Annotated in this window: 16 protein-coding genes; 8 read left to right on the forward strand and 8 right to left on the reverse strand. The window is 63.7% G+C overall.

The annotated features are described in order from the left end of the window. Nucleotides 1-24: 24 nt before the first annotated feature. Complete coding sequence (locus tag AC5I5I_RS00215) at nt 25-846, reverse strand: uracil-DNA glycosylase (RefSeq protein WP_495969117.1); 822 nt, start codon at nt 844-846, stop codon at nt 25-27. A 131-nt stretch (nt 847-977) separates the two neighbouring features. Between AC5I5I_RS00215 and AC5I5I_RS00220 the strand changes: the two genes are divergently transcribed. From AC5I5I_RS00220 to AC5I5I_RS00230, 3 genes are all read left to right on the forward strand, one after another. Beyond that, nucleotides 978-2,630: an electron transfer flavoprotein-ubiquinone oxidoreductase gene (locus AC5I5I_RS00220; RefSeq protein WP_495969118.1), complete on the forward strand. Its 1,653-nt coding sequence runs from the start codon at nt 978-980 to the stop codon at nt 2,628-2,630. A gap of 143 nt (nt 2,631-2,773) precedes the next feature. Continuing rightward, nucleotides 2,774-4,534, forward strand: a complete 1,761-nt coding sequence (locus tag AC5I5I_RS00225) for a tetratricopeptide repeat protein (RefSeq protein WP_495969803.1) — start codon at nt 2,774-2,776, stop codon at nt 4,532-4,534. Between the two features lie 7 nt (nt 4,535-4,541). Next, nucleotides 4,542-5,468: a 4-(cytidine 5'-diphospho)-2-C-methyl-D-erythritol kinase gene (locus tag AC5I5I_RS00230; protein ID WP_495969119.1), complete on the forward strand. Its 927-nt coding sequence runs from the start codon at nt 4,542-4,544 to the stop codon at nt 5,466-5,468. Here AC5I5I_RS00230 and AC5I5I_RS00235 read toward each other — a convergent pair. After that, nucleotides 5,462-6,472 carry a polyprenyl synthetase family protein gene (locus tag AC5I5I_RS00235; protein ID WP_495969120.1) on the reverse strand — a complete coding sequence of 337 codons (1,011 nt, stop codon included), beginning with the start codon at nt 6,470-6,472 and terminating at the stop codon, nt 5,462-5,464. The two genes, AC5I5I_RS00230 and AC5I5I_RS00235, sit on opposite strands and share 7 nt — an antisense overlap. 195 nt (nt 6,473-6,667) lie before the next feature. Between AC5I5I_RS00235 and AC5I5I_RS00240 the strand changes: the two genes are divergently transcribed. The 4 genes from AC5I5I_RS00240 to AC5I5I_RS00255 all read left to right on the forward strand — a co-directional run bounded on the left by AC5I5I_RS00240 (nt 6,668) and on the right by AC5I5I_RS00255 (nt 9,043). Further along, complete coding sequence (locus AC5I5I_RS00240) at nt 6,668-6,898, forward strand: putative signal transducing protein (RefSeq protein WP_495969121.1); 231 nt, start codon at nt 6,668-6,670, stop codon at nt 6,896-6,898. Nucleotides 6,899-6,932: 34 nt separating this feature from the next. Beyond that, complete coding sequence (locus AC5I5I_RS00245; RefSeq protein WP_495969122.1) at nt 6,933-7,688, forward strand: tRNA1(Val) (adenine(37)-N6)-methyltransferase; 756 nt, start codon at nt 6,933-6,935, stop codon at nt 7,686-7,688. Between the two features lie 234 nt (nt 7,689-7,922). After that, nucleotides 7,923-8,813 carry a S49 family peptidase gene (locus tag AC5I5I_RS00250; RefSeq protein WP_495969123.1) on the forward strand — a complete coding sequence of 297 codons (891 nt, stop codon included), beginning with the start codon at nt 7,923-7,925 and terminating at the stop codon, nt 8,811-8,813. 26 nt (nt 8,814-8,839) lie between these two features. Continuing rightward, nucleotides 8,840-9,043 (forward strand): hypothetical protein, encoded by a 204-nt coding sequence (locus AC5I5I_RS00255; RefSeq protein WP_495758396.1) that lies wholly within the window; start codon nt 8,840-8,842, stop codon nt 9,041-9,043. A 23-nt stretch (nt 9,044-9,066) separates the two neighbouring features. Here the strand turns inward: AC5I5I_RS00255 and AC5I5I_RS00260 are convergent, their stop codons facing one another. From AC5I5I_RS00260 to AC5I5I_RS00275, 4 genes are all read right to left on the reverse strand, one after another. After that, a complete protein-coding gene (locus AC5I5I_RS00260; RefSeq protein ID WP_495758397.1) occupies nt 9,067-10,209 on the reverse strand; it encodes a M48 family metallopeptidase in 1,143 nt (380 codons plus the stop codon). A gap of 221 nt (nt 10,210-10,430) precedes the next feature. After that, nucleotides 10,431-10,991: a LemA family protein gene (locus tag AC5I5I_RS00265; RefSeq protein ID WP_495969124.1), complete on the reverse strand. Its 561-nt coding sequence runs from the start codon at nt 10,989-10,991 to the stop codon at nt 10,431-10,433. A 334-nt stretch (nt 10,992-11,325) separates the two neighbouring features. Continuing rightward, entirely contained in the window at nt 11,326-13,146 is a 1,821-nt protein-coding gene (locus AC5I5I_RS00270; RefSeq protein WP_495969125.1) for a glycoside hydrolase family 15 protein, read from the reverse strand. Beyond that, a complete protein-coding gene (locus AC5I5I_RS00275) occupies nt 13,147-14,193 on the reverse strand; it encodes a glucose 1-dehydrogenase (protein WP_495969126.1) in 1,047 nt (348 codons plus the stop codon). It lies immediately after the preceding gene. Between the two features lie 298 nt (nt 14,194-14,491). On the opposite strand from AC5I5I_RS00275, the gene AC5I5I_RS00280 reads away from it, so the two are divergent. After that, entirely contained in the window at nt 14,492-14,650 is a 159-nt protein-coding gene (locus AC5I5I_RS00280; RefSeq protein ID WP_495969127.1) for a DUF3309 family protein, read from the forward strand. Nucleotides 14,651-14,755: 105 nt separating this feature from the next. On the opposite strand, the gene AC5I5I_RS00285 is transcribed toward AC5I5I_RS00280, so the two are convergent. Both AC5I5I_RS00285 and AC5I5I_RS00290 read right to left on the reverse strand, forming a co-directional pair. Then, the gene (locus tag AC5I5I_RS00285; RefSeq protein WP_495969128.1) at nt 14,756-15,178 is read right to left on the reverse strand and encodes a hypothetical protein; all 423 of its coding nucleotides are present in this window, start codon (nt 15,176-15,178) and stop codon (nt 14,756-14,758) included. Nucleotides 15,179-15,261: 83 nt separating this feature from the next. Then, nucleotides 15,262-16,821 carry a sensor histidine kinase gene (locus tag AC5I5I_RS00290; RefSeq protein WP_495969130.1) on the reverse strand — a complete coding sequence of 520 codons (1,560 nt, stop codon included), beginning with the start codon at nt 16,819-16,821 and terminating at the stop codon, nt 15,262-15,264. Nucleotides 16,822-17,016 lie beyond the last annotated feature (195 nt).

Genomic DNA, 17,016 nt, shown 5'->3' on the forward strand with positions numbered 1-17,016 from the left:
CGCGGGGCATGACACCCTGAGAGTTCAACCCAGCGCCTTCCGGATCGCCAGGAAATCGCGCCAGGCCATGCGCTTTTCGATCGGCGTTCGTAACAGATAGGCGGGATGGAAGGTCGGCATCGCGCGGACCTCGCGGGTGTCGGTCTTGTAGACGAGCCAGCGCCCGCGGGCCCGGCGGATTCCCTCGGTGACGCCGAGCAGCGTCGCGGTCGCCGGCTTGCCGAGGCAAACCAGCACCTGCGGGCCGACCAGCTCGATCTGCCGCTGGATGAAGGGCAGGCAAATCTGGGTTTCGTGGATCGAGGGATCGCGATTGCCCGGCGGCCGCCACGGCACGACATTGGCAATATAGACGTCGGCGCGGGCAATCCCGATCGCGCCCAGCATCTTGTCGAGAAGCTGGCCTGACTTTCCGACGAACGGAATGCCGGTCTGGTCTTCCTCCGATCCCGGCGCCTCGCCGACGAACATCAGACGCGCCTGCGGATTGCCATCGCCGAATACGAGTTGCTTCGCCGTGGTGCGGAGTGCGCAGCCCTCGAAATCCCGCATGATCGCGCGCAGCGCATCGAGCGAGGACGCCGATTTCGCCGCCGCGCGCGCGGCCAGGATCGCTTCCTCGGGGAGCGGGGGCGGCGCGGCTGGAGCAACCGACGGCGCGGCTGGGCGCAACTCCCGCGGCCGCACGGCCGGTGCGGCAACGGCCTCCGGATCCGGAAGCGGAGCCGCCGCGACGGTCTGGTCGGCGAAACGGTTCGCGGGCGCCTCGTCCAGCGCGATATCGACGCCGGCTTCGACATAGTAGGTCAGCAGATCGCGGACGGCTTTGGCCTCGGCAGGGGTCATGGTGTCAGTTTAGCACGGAGTTGGCAGCAGACTGATTGTCCGAATGGTCCAAACGTGGAAAAACCAGACCTCGATGAGAGGAACTCTAAGTCTCGTGTTCCCGGATTCTCACGCCCAACATGGAACAAGCGATGTCCGAACTGCCGCCCCGCGAAAGCATGGAATTTGACGTGGTGATCGTGGGCGCCGGCCCTGCGGGGCTGGCCGCCGCGATCCGGCTGAAGCAGATCGCGCCGGATACCAGCGTCGTGGTGGTCGAAAAGGGATCCGAAGTCGGCGCCCACATCCTCTCCGGCGCGGTGATCGATCCCTCGGGGCTCGACCGCCTGCTGCCGGACTGGCGCGAGGATCCCGATCGCCCGCTCAAGACCGAGGTCACGGACGACCGCTTCTACTGGATGACGCAATCCGGCGCGATCAAGGTGCCGCTGTTCATGGCGCCGCCGCTGATGAGCAACCATGGCTGCTTCATCGGTTCGCTCGGGCTGGTCACGAAATTCCTGGCGGCCAAGGCCGAGGCGCTGGGGGTGGAAATCTATCCCGGCTTCGCCGCCGCCGAACTGATCACCGGCGAGAATGGCGAAGTGCGCGGCATCGCCACCGGCGACATGGGCATCGGCAAGGAGGGCGAGCCGACCGACGCCTTCACCCGCGGCATGGAATTGCTCGGCAAATACACCTTGTTCGCCGAAGGCGCGCGCGGGTCGCTCAGCAAGATCCTGATCGCAAAATACGGTCTTGCGAATGATCGCGAGCCGCCGAAATTCGGCATCGGGCTGAAGGAAATCTGGCAGGTCGATCCGAAGAAGCACAAGCCGGGCCTTGCCCAGCATTCGTTCGGATGGCCGCTCGACAACAAGACCGGCGGCGGTTCGTTTCTCTATCATTATGACGACAACCTGATCGCGGTCGGTTTCGTCGTGCATCTGAACTACGAGAACCCGTATCTGTCGCCGTTCGAGGAATTCCAGCGCTTCAAGACCCATCCTTCGGTGCGTGATGTGTTCGAGGGCGCCAAGCGCCTCGCCTATGGCTCGCGCGCGATTACCGAAGGCGGTTACCAGTCGGTGCCGAAGCTCGTCTTCCCGGGCGGTGCGCTGATCGGCTGCGCCGCGGGCTTCGTCAACGTGCCGCGCATCAAGGGCTCGCATAACGCGGTCACCTCGGGAATGCTGGCGGCGGAACACGTTGCGCAGGCTTTGGCGGCGGGACGCGCCAACGACGAACTGACCGGTTACGAAGACGCGTGGCGGACGTCGCCGGTCGGCAAGGACCTCTGGCCGGTGCGCAATGTGAAGCCGCTCTGGTCGAAATTCGGCACCATTGTTGGCGTGGCGCTGGGCGGGCTCGACATGTGGACCAACACGCTGGGATTTTCCCTGTTTGGCACGCAAAAACACGGCAAGCCCGACTGGCAGACGCTCAAGCCCGCCCATGAATGCACGCCGATCGCGTATCCGAAGCCGGACGGCAAGATCACCTTCGACCGGCTGTCCTCGGTGTTTTTGTCCAACACCAATCACGAGGAGAATCAGCCGCCGCATCTCAAGGTGGCGGACATGGCGCTGCAAAAATCATCGGAGCACGATATTTATGCAGGCCCCTCGACCCGCTACTGCCCGGCGGGTGTTTACGAATGGGTCGGCGAAGGTGCCGACCTTCGTTTCGTGATCAACGCGCAGAATTGCGTCCACTGCAAAACCTGCGACATCAAGGACCCTAACCATAATATCACCTGGGTTCCTCCGGAGGGGGCCGGCGGGCCCAACTACCCGAATATGTGACGCCGACAGCGGCGGAATGTCACGATAAAGCCCCCATTACGGCCGAAAGGCCTAAGCAGAGGCGCGAGCGGCTGTCCTTGCGGCAAAAGCGCAAAAAGGTCATCCTCGATCCTAACCGGCGGGACCGCTTCGCGGTGCCCACGATGGAGATTTTCGACGTGAACCTGTCGACCCTGATCAAGCCCGTGGCCGTCGCGACCACTGCGTTCGGTATCCTCATGTTGCCTGGCCTGCTGGCCGCGCAGGCACCGACCAAGCCCGATCCCTCGCGCACATCGGCATCCGGGAATTATCTGGCCGCCCGCCATGCGATCCAGCAGCGCGACTCGGCCGCGGCATCCACTTATCTGCGGGCCGCGCTGCGCGCCGATCCGAAGAACCCCGACCTGCTGCAGCGCGCGTTCGGCGCCGCCCTCACCCAGGGCGACATGGAGGAGGCGTTCCGGCTCGCAGAACGCATCATCCAGGTCAACAAGAACGACCGTGACGCCCGGCTGGTGCTCGGCATCCGCGCCATCAAGAACAAGCAATGGCAGACCGCGCGCACCAATATCGCGCAATCGGTTCGCGGCCCGGTCACCGACCTGACCGCCGCGCTGCTGACGGCCTGGGCGCAATATGGCGCCAACGACCCGAAGGCGGCGATCGCGACCATCGACCGCCTGCAGGGTCCGGACTGGTACAATATCTTCAAGGACGAGCATGCCGGTCTGATCCTCGACATTGCCAGCAACAAGAAGGAAGCGGCGCGCCGCTTCGAGAAGGTGCACAAGCTCGACGGCACCAATCTGCGCGTCGTCGAATCCTACGGCAGCTTCCTGTCGCGGCATGGCAGCAAGGAAAAGGCGCTCGAGGTCTACGAGACCTTCGACAAGGCGCTGCCGCGCCATCCGCTGGTCACCCAGGCCATGAAGGAGGTCGAAGCTGGCACGAAATTGCCGCCGATGGTTCCGAACGCGCAGGCTGGCGCCGCCGAGGTGCTGTACGGCATCGGCGCCGTTGTCGGACGCCGGGGCGGCGAAGAGCTCGGGCTCGCCTATCTGCAACTCGCGCTTTATCTCGATCCGCGCCACCCGCTCGCGCTGCTGTCGCTCGCCGATCTCTACGAGACGATGAAGAAGCCCCAGCTTGCGATCGACATGTACCGGCGCGTGCCTGCGGATTCGCCGCTTCACCGCAATGCCGAGATCCAGCTCGCTGCCAATCTCGATTCGCTCGAAAAGACCGAGGAAGCCAAGGATCACCTGCGCAAGTTGATCGAGGAAAATCCGGCCGACGTGGAAGCGATCATGATGCTTGGGCACATCGAACGCTCGCGCAAGCAATACACCGATTGCGCCACCACCTATTCGCGGGTGATCGACCAGCTCAAGAATCCGACACGCGCGAACTGGAACGTGTTTTATTCCCGCGGCATCTGCAACGAGCGCAACAAGAACTGGCAGGCCGCCGAAGCCGACTTCAAGAAGGCTCTGGAGCTGTTCCCGGACCGCGCCGACGTGCTGAACTATCTCGGCTATTCCTGGGTCGACCAGGGCGTCAATCTCGACGAAGGCATGAAGATGATCCGCCGCGCCGTCGAGCAGAAGCCCGACGACGGCTACATCGTCGACTCGCTCGGATGGGCTTATTACCGGCTCGGCAATTACGAGGAAGCCGTCAAGCATCTGGAGCGCGCGGTCGAGATCAGGCCCGAAGACCCGACCATCAACGATCACCTCGGCGATGCCTATTGGAAGGTCGGACGCCAGCTCGAGGCGGAATTCCAGTGGTCGCATGCGGCCGCGCTCAAGCCCGAGCCGGAAGAACTGGTGAAAATCCAGGAGAAGCTCAAGAACGGGCTGCCGGACGACACCCCGAGCGCCACCGCCGAGCAGAAGAGCAAATCGGATAACGGCGGCTGACCCGCACGTGACGACCGGTTCGACGGAGCTGTCCGACTTAGCTCCGGCCAAGATCAACCTGACGCTCCGCATCGGGCGTAAGCGTCCGGACGGTTACCACGACCTCGCAAGTCTCGTGGTGTTCGCCGGTGTCGGCGACGACTTGCGTCTCCTTCCAGGCGATGCATCTGCGCTTTCCGTAACTGGCGAGAGCGCAGAGCAAGCCGGCCCGCTCGGCGACAATCTGGTGCTGAAGGCCGTGCGCGCGCTGAAGGCGCTGATCCCCGATTTTCGTTCGGGCCACTTCCATCTGAACAAGCGGCTTCCGGTTGCGGCGGGCATCGGCGGCGGATCTTCGGACGCGGCGGCAGCCTTGCGGCTGATCGCGCAGTTCAACGATCTGCCTCTGGATGACGACCGGCTGATCGCCGCCGCGCGTGCAACCGGCGCCGACGTTCCGGTCTGTCTCGATCCGCAGCCCCGTATCATGCGCGGCATCGGCGAGATATTGTCCGAACCGCTGCGCCTACCTGCGCTCCCTGCGGTGCTGGTCAATCCCGGCGTACCTGTGCCGACGGGTGCGGTGTTCGGCGCGCTCGCCCGGAGCCGCGAGGGCGTTGCGCCACCGGCGATCGACACCGATCCCGCAGCGCGGCTGGCCGAAGCGGAAGCGCCACCTCAGTTCGACGCGCTGCTGGACGCTCTGCGTGCTTCCGGCAACGACCTCGAACCGCCAGCGCTGGCCCTGTTCCCCGCTGTCGGCGAAACGCTGGCAGCATTGCGCCGTATCGCGACCTGCCGACTCGCACGCATGAGCGGATCCGGCGGGACCTGCTTCGGCTTGTTCGCGTCGACCGATGACGCACGGGACGCGGCAGCGGAGCTGCGGCGAGATCATCCGGGCTGGTGGGTGCAAGCGACGATTCTTGGCGCCGGCAGCGCGCCGGCTCAATAAGCCCGCGCCAGACAGAAGGCGACGGTTTCCTCCAGCGCCGCCTTCATCGGCGAGGGCGGAAACAGCGCCAATGCATCGATGGCCATCGCGCCGTAATGCTGGGCCCGGCCGATGGTATCCTCCAGCGCCCGATGCCTCGTCATCAGCGTGATCGCGCGGTCGAGGTCATCGTCGGTCGCAGCACCCTGCTCGAGACAGCGCGTCCAGAATTCCCGCTCCTCCGCGGTGCCGCGTCGGAACGACAGCACCACCGGCAAGGTGATCTTGCCCTCGCGGAAATCGTCGCCAACATTCTTGCCGAGCTTGGCGGACTTGCCACCATAATCGAGCGCATCGTCCACGAGCTGGAACGCGATCCCGAGATTCATCCCATAGGAGCGGCACGCGGCGAGATCGGCCTTGCCGAGACCGGCCAGCACCGGCCCGACCTCGCAGGCGGCGGCGAACAATTCCGCGGTCTTGCCGCGAATGACAAAGAGATACTCGTCTTCGGTGGTCTGCGTATTCTTGGCGGCGGCGAGTTGCATGACCTCGCCTTCGGCGATCACGGTGGCGGCCTGCGACAGGATATCGAGCGCCCGCAGGTTGCCGACATCCACCATCATCCGGAATGCCTGCCCGAGCAGGAAATCGCCGACCAGAACGCTGGCCTCGTTGCCCCAGAGCATGCGGGCCGCGAGCTTGCCCCGCCGCATCTCGCTTTCGTCGACCACATCGTCGTGGAGCAGGGTCGCGGTGTGCATGAACTCCACCGCCGCCGCGAGCTTGATATGGCCCTCGCCGTCGTAGCCGGAGAGCTGCGCCATCGCCAGCGTCAGCATCGGCCGCAGCCGCTTGCCGCCCGAGTTGATCAGGTGGTTCGCAACCTCCGGTATCATGGTCACTTGCGAGCCGGTGCGGGCCAGAATGGCGGTATTGACCCGCTCCATATCGGGCGCGACCAGTTCAACCAGCCGGTTGATCGAAGCCGAAGGCTGCGATTCGAAGGGGATGACGACAGCCAAACAAGGCACTCCCGGGACAGACAGGACCAGAATAGAAACGCTATACTAGGCGGACAAGTGCGCCGCTTTGCCGCGATACGCTATTTGGCTTCTTCGCGGAAGCAACACAATTCATTTGCGGCCTTGGCTATGCGACCCGGGATCGTGGCATGATCGGGCTGCGGGACCGGGGCCGGACCAACAGGATAACACCCTTTGCGCGAAATCGTCCGTACCAACGATGCCGTCCTGATCAGCGCGATTGAGGCGCTGTTCACCGGAGCGCACATTCCCTACATGGTGCTCGACCAGAATATGAGCGTGCTGGAGGGGTCGATCGGGATGCTGCCGCGCCGGATCCTGGTCGGAGACGATTCCGAACGGGAGGCTCGCACACTGCTGACCGAGGCCGGGCTCGGCAAGGAATTGCGGCCGCAAGCCCGATGACGGGCCGGCCAAGGCTGCCGGGCTGGAGACTTGCATGCCCGGGCAGACCGGAACCCCGATGGACGTCACCGACGATGCGATCCTGAACGGCCGGCTCCGCCTGTTTCAGCCTCGGCGCGGGCATCGCTTCGGCCACGATGCCATTCTGCTTGCCGCGGCAGTGCCCGCACAGCCGGGCGAGCGGGTGGCCGAATTCGGCGCCGGAGTCGGCGCGGCCAGCCTTGCTTTGCTTGCGCGGGTGCCGGACATCGACGCGACGCTGTTCGAGATCGATCCGGCGCTCTGCGCGCTCGCCGAGCAGAACATCGCCCGCAACGGCCTCAGCGATCGCGCCCAGGTCGTAGCGCGCGATGTGACCGCGCCGCCCACCGGCGAACTTTTCGATCACATCTTCATGAACCCGCCCTTCAACGACGACCGCCATCAGGCGTCACCCGACGCCAGCCGCCGGCTGGCGCATGCGGCCGGTTCCGAATTGCTGCCACGATGGCTCGAACGAGCACGCATCTCGCTGCGCGACCGGGGAAGCCTCACGCTGATCTGGCGTGCCGACGACATCGCATCGGTATTGCAGGCGCTCGAAGCGGGCTACGGGACGATATCGGTGCTGCCGGTCCATCCGGCCCCGGAACGCCCAGCCATCCGGGTGATTGCGACGGCCGTAAAAGGCGGAGACGCGCCGATGCGCATGCTGCCGCCCCTGTTCCTGAATGACGCCACCCTGCGACCGAGCGCGGACGCCGAAGCGATTTTGCGGCAGGGTGCGGCCTTGCGTATCGCCGCGCGATAGCGATCTAGCCGAGACGTTCGGGCTTTGACGGGGTCCCAAGCGTCGACATGTGAGCAAATGCCGCGATCGCGCCGAGCAGAAGGATCAGCATATAGACTTTCATCGCCATGTGTCCCGCATCCACGATCTGGGCCGATCCTGCGACAACCGGCCCGTTTTCCCCGGCCGCATACACACCGCGTTTGCGTTAATGTCCGGTAACCACAGAAGCCGTTCAAGGAAAGTTGAGCACAGATGCCAGAGTTTTCGGGCGAACAGGTCCGCAAGTTTTTTGAATCGCTGATCCCCGCGCGTATGCGGCGCGGCACCCCCGTCGTGCCGGTGGTCCGGTTGACCGGCGTGATCGGATTTTCCTCGCCATTGCGGCCGGGCGTCACGCTCGCGAGCGTTGCGCGGCTGCTCGATCGCGCATTCTCAACGAAACGCGCCAAGGCGATCGCGCTGCTGATCAACTCGCCCGGCGGATCGCCGGTGCAATCGCATCTGATCTATCGCCGCATCCGGCAATTAGCCGAGGAAAAGAAGATTCCGGTCATCGTCTTCATCGAGGATGCCGGTGCGTCCGGCGGCTACATGGTCGCGTGCGCGGGCGACGAGATCTATTGCGATCCGTTTTCGATCGTCGGCTCGATCGGCGTGATCGGCGCAACCTTCGGCCTCGACAAGGCGATCCAGAAGCTCGGGATCGAGCGCCGGGTCTATACGTCGGGCGACCGGAAAATGACCCTCGACCCGTTCCTGCCGGAAAACCCTGAAGACGTCGCCCATATCAAGGCGATCCAAGAGGATATTCACGAAGGCTTTATTGCGCTGGTGAAGGAGCGCCGCGCCAGCAAGCTCACCGGCCCAGAATCGGCCTTGTTCTCTGGCGAATATTGGGCCGGTGAGCAGGCGCATCAACTCGGTCTGGTCGACGGCTTTGGCGAAGTCCGCTCGTTCATGCGGGCCCGGTTCGGCGAGAATGTCTACCTCCCGCTGATCGCCGAGCGTGGATGGTTCGGCCGCCGAATTCCGGGCGTCGGTTCGCGGATCGCCGGGGGTTTTGCAGACGGCGCTCAGGGTCTTGCCGGAGACATTCTGTCTGCGGCGGAACAGCGGGCCATCTGGGCCCGCTACGGTTTGTGATACTTGCGACTATTGGGGGCACAACAATGATCCCGATCATTCCTCGACTGGTGCTGTGGGCTGCGGGTCTGGTCGCGGGGCTTGCGATCGCACGTCTTGCCAAACAGGAATATGGCCGCGTCAACGAAGAACTCGACGGCGTGCGGCTCGCGCCGGCCACAAGCCAGGCGGATCGATCGCAGCATCCGACCTTGCGGCGCGATCCCCGCACCGGCGTATACGGCCTGTAGGCCGGCGGCTAACGCAAACAGCACTAACCGCGCACCGGACCCCACGGCCCATCCCGTTGCGCGGATTGCGGCGCAGGCTGCGGCTCGCTCCATGGTCCCTGCGGTTGCGGTTCCTGCAGGGTCGTACCATTCGCGGCGTCCTGCGTCGCCGCCTCGACGCGATCGGGTTCTGGCAACGCGGCAAGCGCCCCGGGATCGTGTCCGCCCGCCATCCGCACCAGCGCATCGACCCGGCTCTCGATCGAGGGGTGGGTCGCAAACATGTCGGCGAATCCCGCGCGCGGATTGTCGACGCACATTTCCATCACCGCCGAAGTGACCCCGTCGAGTTCGCCGCGGTTCTCGATCTTGCGCAACGCCATGATCATGGCGTCAGGGTCCTTCGTCAGCTCGACCGCTCCGGCATCGGCCAGGAATTCGCGCGAGCGTGACAACGCGAAGCGGATCACCAGCGAGAGAAACCAGGCGACCGCGATCAGCACCACTGCAAGCAGGATCGCGGCGCCCGCACCGCCCTTCCGGTCGCCACCGCCCGATGAAGAACCGCCGCCCATGCGCATTCCGCCGCGGAACATCATGCGGAAAAAGATTTCGGCGGCGAACGAAATCACCCCCGCCATGATGACGGCGACCACCATCATGCGCACGTCGCCGTTGCGGATATGGGTCAATTCGTGCGCGAGCACGGCTTCAAGCTCGGCATCGGTCAGGCGATCCACGAGACCGCTGGTGACCGTGATCGAATATTGCTTCTGGTTGAGACCGGTGGCGAAGGCGTTGAGCGCGGCGCTATCCATGATCTTCAGCTTCGGCATCGGAATGCCGCGCGAGATGCAGAGATTTTCAAGCAGGTTGTAGAGCCGTGGCTGCTCGCGGCGCGTGACCTCATGGCCACCGGTCAGCGCATCGATCATCCGCTGGTGAAAACGGTACGCGATCAGCAGCCATATCGCGGTCCCGATTGTCACCAAAGGCGCGGAGCCGATCAGGTCACGAAAGGCGCGCGCGACGATCTCGTCGAACGAGGCGCGCCCGTCGAGAAAGGCCTCGGCGATCAGGGCGCCGGCGAAGGTCATCAGATAGACGAGAAGAAACAGGCCGATCAGCAGCGCGACCGAACGGCGGCGATTGCTTCGGATATGCGTATAGAGGCCGTAGGCCGCCATGCTTCAACGCCCCGCCGCGGCGGCAACTAGTGTCCCAGTTTCGACGCTTGTACCCTTCATAGGAAGCACTTTTACAAGCGTCGGAACTACAGGGACACTAGCAAATCTTGATGATTCCAGTGCGGCTTTGGATTTGACGTTCCTACGATGGACTCGCCGCGAGCACTGGTAGGAACGTCAAATCCGCCGCACTGATGGCCGCCGCATGTCAGAGACCGAGCTCAGAACTTGACCTGCGGAGCCTGTTCGAGCTGCGGCCGCGTCTCGCCGAGATCGAAGAACTCGCGCTTGTGAAATCCCAGCGATCCGGCCACCAGCACCGCCGGGAAGCTCTCGATCCCGGTATTGTACTCCTGCACCGCGTTGTTGAAGAAACGGCGGGCGGACGCGATCTTGTTCTCGATATCGGCGATTTCGGTCTGCAATTGCTGGAAGTTGGTGTTGGCCTTCAAGTCCGGATAGGCCTCCGACAGGGCGAACAGCTGGCGCAGCGCACCGGTCAGCATATTCTCGGCCGCAGCCTGGGCGGCCGGACCTTGTGCGGCGATTGCCGCGTTGCGCGCCTTGACGACCGCATCGAGCGTCTCGCGCTCATGCGTCGCATAGCCCTTCACCGTCTCGACCAGGTTGGGGATCAGATCGTGGCGCTGCTTGAGCTGCACATCGACATCGGCGAAGGCCTGGCTCACGCGCTGACGCATCGCGACCAGTCCGTTGTAGATCGTGATTCCCCAGAAGACGAGGCCGGCAATCACTACAAGAATGATCAGGGACGAGCTCATGCAATCTCCTTTGGGCTCAACCGGACGGCGGCGGCAGCGAACCTAACATAGCGGTTCCGTTCGGCAATGGGCGGTATCGGCGCCGGAACCGTCCGGCGGCGCAAACGTTGAGGTCCAGCATGCCCACGCGGGCGAGCAAGAGGAGATGGACCTTCATGATTTGGCGGCGCTGGCGAGACAGGGGTGACAGAGAAGTATTGACGCCAGTCGAGGCCCGTGCGGGCTTCCTTGACCGTCCCGTGTTGATTGTCCTGATCGTCAGTGTCGCGATGGTGAGCGTGCTGTTCGCGCTGATGTTGCTCTGGGTTTAAGCACCGCTCAATCCGAGTCTGGCTCAGGCCCCAGCCTCGTCCGACACCCGTTCGGCACGCTGTTCGGCAGGCTTTTCCATCGAAGACAGATTGAAGGCGGTATTCAGCAGACCGATATGGGAAAAGGCCTGGGGAAAGTTGCCCAGCTGCTGCCGTCCCACCGGATCGTATTGTTCGCTGAGCAGTCCGACATCGTTGCACAGCGACGTCAGCCGGCCGAACAGGGCGTCGGCGTCCGACCGCCGTCCCATCAGTACATAGGCGTCGGCCAGCCAGAAGCTGCAGGCAAGAAACGCACCCTCGCCCGGCGGTAGTCCGTCATGCGACGCGAGCGTGTCGTAACGGTAGACAAGTCCCTCCCGCATCAGGCGCTCCTCGACCTGCCGCACCGTCCCGACGAAACGCGGATCGTTCGCCGCAACGAAGCCGACCTCGGCCAGCAGCAGCAGGCTCGCATCGAGTTCTCGCGTCCCATAGGAACGCACGAACGAATTCATTTCCGTGTCGAAGCCGTTCGCCAGCACGTCCGCGCGGATTTCATCGCAGACATCGCGCCAGTGCGCGACCCGACCCGGCAGACCGTGACGCTCGGCGTCCTGCACGGCGCGGTCGAACGCGACCCATGCCATGACTTTGGAATGGGTAAAGTGCTGGCGCTGGCTGCGCACTTCCCAGATCCCCTCGTCAGGCTCGCGCCACACGCGCTCGAGATGTTCGAGCAACGCAAGCTGCAGGCTCCAGCCCGTTTCCGGCTGCGGCAGCCCACCTTCCCGCGCCTGATGCAGCGAATCGAACAACTCGCCGTAGACGTCGATCTGCAGCTGATCGTGGGCGCCGTTGCCGATCCTGACCGGCCGTGACTTTCGGTAGCCCAGCAGCCAGGGCAATTCCGTTTCCGACAGCCTGCGCTCGCCCGCGAGTCCATACATGATCTGGATCTGGTCCGGAGACCCGGCCACGGCGCGCAGCAACCAGTCCCGCCACGCCTCCGCCTCCTCGAAATATCCCGCATTCATCAGTGCGAGCAGCGTCAGCGTCGCATCGCGCAGCCAGCAAAAGCGGTAGTCCCAGTTGCGTTCGCCGCCGAGCAATTCCGGAAGCGAGGTCGTGGGCGCAGCGACGATGCCGCCGGTCGGGCTGTAGGTCAGCGCCTTGAGCGTGATCAGCGAACGGTTGACCAGGCCGGCATGACGCCCTGCGCCCTGCGCACGCGCAATCCAGTTCCGCCAGAAGCGCTCGGTCGCGGCCAGCGACTGTTCCGGATCGGCCACCTCCGGCAGCGGAAGATGCGAGAGCGAGTGCACCAGCGTGAACGCGACGCTGTCGCCGGCGGAAATCGTAAACTCGCCCACGGTTTTGAAGCCTTCGCCATGCAGCCTCACCGGCGATCGCAACAGGACCATGTCCGGGCCCGCAATGGCGCGCAAGGTCACGTCATCGATCCGCGCCATCCAGGGGATGGTCCTGCCGTATCCAAAGCGCAGCCTCAGATCCGCACACATTTTCACGCTGCCGCGATCGCCGCGGACGATGCGCACGAGATCGGATGCGTCGACCAGTCCGGTCTTGACCGGCATGAAGTCGATCACGGTTACGGCGCCGCTTGACGTCTCGAATGTGGTTTCGAGGATCAGCGTATTGTCCCGGTAACGCCGCGTCACCCGGGCGTCGTCGAGCGGTGCGATCTTGAAGCGGCCGTTTTCCGGGGTGCCGAGCAAGGCTGCAAAACAGGCGTCGGAATCGAAGCGCGGCCAGCACAGCCAGTCGATCGATCCATCCAGCCCGACGAGAGCCGCCGTCTCGCAATCGCCGATCATTGCATAGTCTTCGATCCGCGATGCCATCTACGAGAATTCCAGCACGACCTTGATGTCGTCGGGGCGCGGCGTGAATGCCTCGCGCCAGTGCGACAGCGGCACCCGCCGCGTAATGATGCGGTCGAGCCACGACCGGTCGGCGGCGGCCAGCGCGGACGAAGCCTGCGCATAGTGCGAACGATTGGCATTGACCGCGCCGAACACGACCTCGTTGCCGAGGACAAGCTTGCGATTGAAACCACCGATATCGAACTCGGTCTTGACGCCCGAAGGGGACACCCCGAGCAGGCAAACGATCCCGGATGGCGCGCAGCGCGAAATCGACTCGACGATCATCTCGGGTGCGGCCGTGCATTCCATCACGATATCGAAGCGCAGATCACGCAGGAATAGCGGCCCCGCATGATGCGTGCCGCCGAGATCGCGGATCAGCCCGGGCTTCGGACCATCCGTGTTGCGGTCGAGCACATGAACGTCGAGGTCGCGCTGCCGGCCCATCAGCGCCGCCAGCAAGCCGATCGGCCCCGCTCCGGTGACGAGGAGCGTACCGGCGGACCATGCCTGCGACCGGCGGCCCACCCGCTCGACATGGTCCCAGGCCTTGGCGACGATGCTCGCGGGCTCCATCAGCACGCCGGTCAGGCCGAGATCGCGGTCGACCGCGACGGCGAAATCGGGCTCGACGCGAAATCGCTCCGAGCCGAAGCCGTGCCGCTCCTTGATGCCACGTTCGGTAAAGCCGCCATTGCGGCACATGTCCCATTCGCCTGCCGCGCAGGACGGACATGGCAGCGGATCGGGGCGGCGCACGATCCCCACGATCGGATCGCCGACGGAGAACCCGCTACCGGGGGGCGCCTCCTGCACGATACCGAATGACTCATGACCGAGCACAAGCCGCTCCGCGCCCTCCGGCGCCGATCCGTAAAGGCCGTCCAGAATTTCATGATCGGTGCCGCATATTCCGAGCGCGCGTGAGCGAACCAGAATCGCGCCGTCCGAAAGCGGCGGCTCGGCAATGTCGTCCAGCCGGATAGACCCTTTGACTCCAGGCAGCACAGTTACCGCGCGCATGGACCATCGTTACTGGCTCGGGGTGATCTCTGACGTCGGTGAAGCACTCGCGAATATCCTGCAGAGTTTTATTGGCGGATCGTCGCAATACGTTTTCGCATCGCCAGTGGGAATGAACGTATCCCGGCAAATCCGGTTCCAACATAACGATGCGATGTGCCGCTTCGCGCCGGGAACCGAATGGAACCTGCGGCGTTTGATCGCTGATGTCTTACGCGCCTCGACAGCACCCCCGAGGCCGGCGCATCGACCGACGCGTGTTCGCGCGCACGCATGATATCAACAGCGGAGTCTGGCTATGACGCTTGGCACTATCCTCGTGATTATCCTCATCCTCATTCTGATCGGTGCGATTCCCAATTGGGGATATAGCCGCGGCTGGGGTTACGGTCCGTCCGGCATCGTTGGCGTGGTGCTTGTCGTGGTGCTGGTGCTGCTTTTGATGGGCCGGATTTAAGGCCGGCAAATCATCAATACGAAAAAGGGGCCGGTTTAGAACCGGCCCCTTTGTTTATGTCCGACGTGTCGAAAAGTTTCGATTGCTGCGTTTAGCCCGCCGCGATCAAGAATCGCAGCGAACGCCGATATGCGCGAAATCCGGATTGGTAACGGGACTGAAGGCCGGCTCGCAGCCCGTCGGAAGCTTTTCCTTCTTCACCTCGGGACCGTTCGGCAGTTCGCGCACCGGGTGCATAGGGATGGTGCGAACCGAGGTCGGCCGGGGCGCCTGAACAGCGCTCTCGACCGTCCGATCGGCAGGCACGCGCGTGACGATGGTCATGCTTTGCGACGACAGGTCGAACGACATCACCGTACTCTTGTCCGCAGGAGCCGCGACACTGAGACGGTCCGCCTTCTTGGACATATCTAGCCAGCGGAGATCGAGATTCGTGAGCGCCTCGGATTGGGCGGCCACCGATAGAGATAAAGCTGTCGCACAGGCGAGAGCGACACCAGCGACAGCGCAAGTTGTCTTGCGCAGCATGATCCATATTCTCCGATATGGGCTGAAGCCGCGTCAGGCTGCCTCGCCCCGGCTTACAACGTCTTACGGCCTGCCCCGTTCCGTTATCGGGCCGATGCCACGAGCTGATTTTGTGGAACCGCGACCCTGCAGGTCACGCCCTCCGTGGCAAAATCGAGGTCGACATCGGCATCGAGCGCCCGCGCGAGATTATGCTCGATGACCATGCTGCCAAACCCGCGTTGCTTGGGGGCGCTCACCTTTGGCCCCTGGGTCTCCCGCCAGACCAGCAGGATCCCCGCATCCCCGAGCGGCTGCCAGCTGATTTCGACGCGCCCTCCCTTTTGCGACAGGGCGCCGAATTTTGCAGCGTTGGAGGCGAGTTCATGCAGCGCGAGGCCAAGACTTTGCGCGGCTTCCGGTTTCAGGCGGATATCGGGGCCTTCGATCGAGACCTGATCGGGTTCGCGCTCGAGATAATATGCGAGTTGCGAGCGCGCAAGTTCCTTCAGCGATGCGCCATGCCAGCTCTCCTGGACGAGGATATCGTGCGAGCGCGCCAAAGCCTGCACCCGAGCGCTGAAACGCTCCAAAAACGTCTGCACGCTGCCGGTATGCTTGGCAGTCTGCCGCGCCATGGCCTGGATGACAGCGAGCAGGTTCTTGGAGCGATGCGTGAGCTCCCGCATCAGCAGCCGCAGATGCGCCTCGCCCTCTTTCCGCTCGGTAATATCGACGGCGGCGCCCGTGATGCCCATCACAACGCCAGATCCATCGCGGATCGGCTCGATATGAAAATCGTACCAGCGAGCGCCGGCAGCGCTCTCGATTCGCAACTCGGCATCGCATGGCGCGCCGGTTTGCAGAACCTCGCTCTTGAGCGCTGAAATCTCCGCGGCGCGCCCCCCGTCGAGCAACTCGATATCGGTCTGGTCCAGCATCGCATCCGGGTCGACGCCGAACAGCGACTTGCTGACCGCCCTGTAACGCAGGTCGAGGTCCTGGGTGAATACCGCCACGTTGGAGCCGCGTAAGGCAAATTCATAACGCTGCGCAGCGGCAGCCAGGTCCTCCATCAAGCGGCGCTGTTCGCTTTCCAGAGAGCGCATGCGGCTGATGTCGACAGCCGTGCATAAAATCCCCTCCACCTTTCCGTCAGCTGCCGACAGCGGATCGATATGGAGGGCATATTGCGCCCGGCGATCAGGCGCGATGCTGGAGACTTCGCAATCCTGGGGCTTTCCAGTTTCGATCACCTGCCGCTTGCGAGCGATAACGGATTGCTGTTCGAACGACATCCAGATTTCGTCGTCAGTTCGGCCAAGCATTCGGTCTGTAACGTCGTCGGCGCGCGGGCCGGCGATCCATGTGTATCTAAGCTCGCGATCCTGGATGAAGGCATGAATATTGGCGCCGCGGAAAGCCATCTCGAAGCGCGCGTTGATTTCGTCACATTCGTCCGACTTGCGCCGCGATTCTGTGCGGACCCGCTCCAGCTCCGCCCGGGTCTCCGCATGACGTTGGATTTCCTGCTGCAGCCGCACCTCCGCATCTGCGCTGTCGGCACGGGTGACTTGCTCGCGTTCAGGGGTGCCGGTTGGTGCGTTTTCTGAGAGCGCGTCCGGCGCCCCGCCCTCGCTCCCGCTCCCCCTTGTTTTTTTCACCACATTCTCACTCGCATTCGCGGTTTTCGACGGCCGCAACTTCAAATGGTTCCTTCCGGACCGGGGGGCCGTTGTGTGAGCATCCACCGATGATCTTGCTTGTTGGCTCTAACGCGCTGGAAGCGTCGCGTTTCCAATTGTTAGGGTCACGTCATCGTTTTTTTACATACAAAACGTCAACGGTGCCCATCCGGC

The organism is Pseudorhodoplanes sp. (assembly GCF_059499825.1).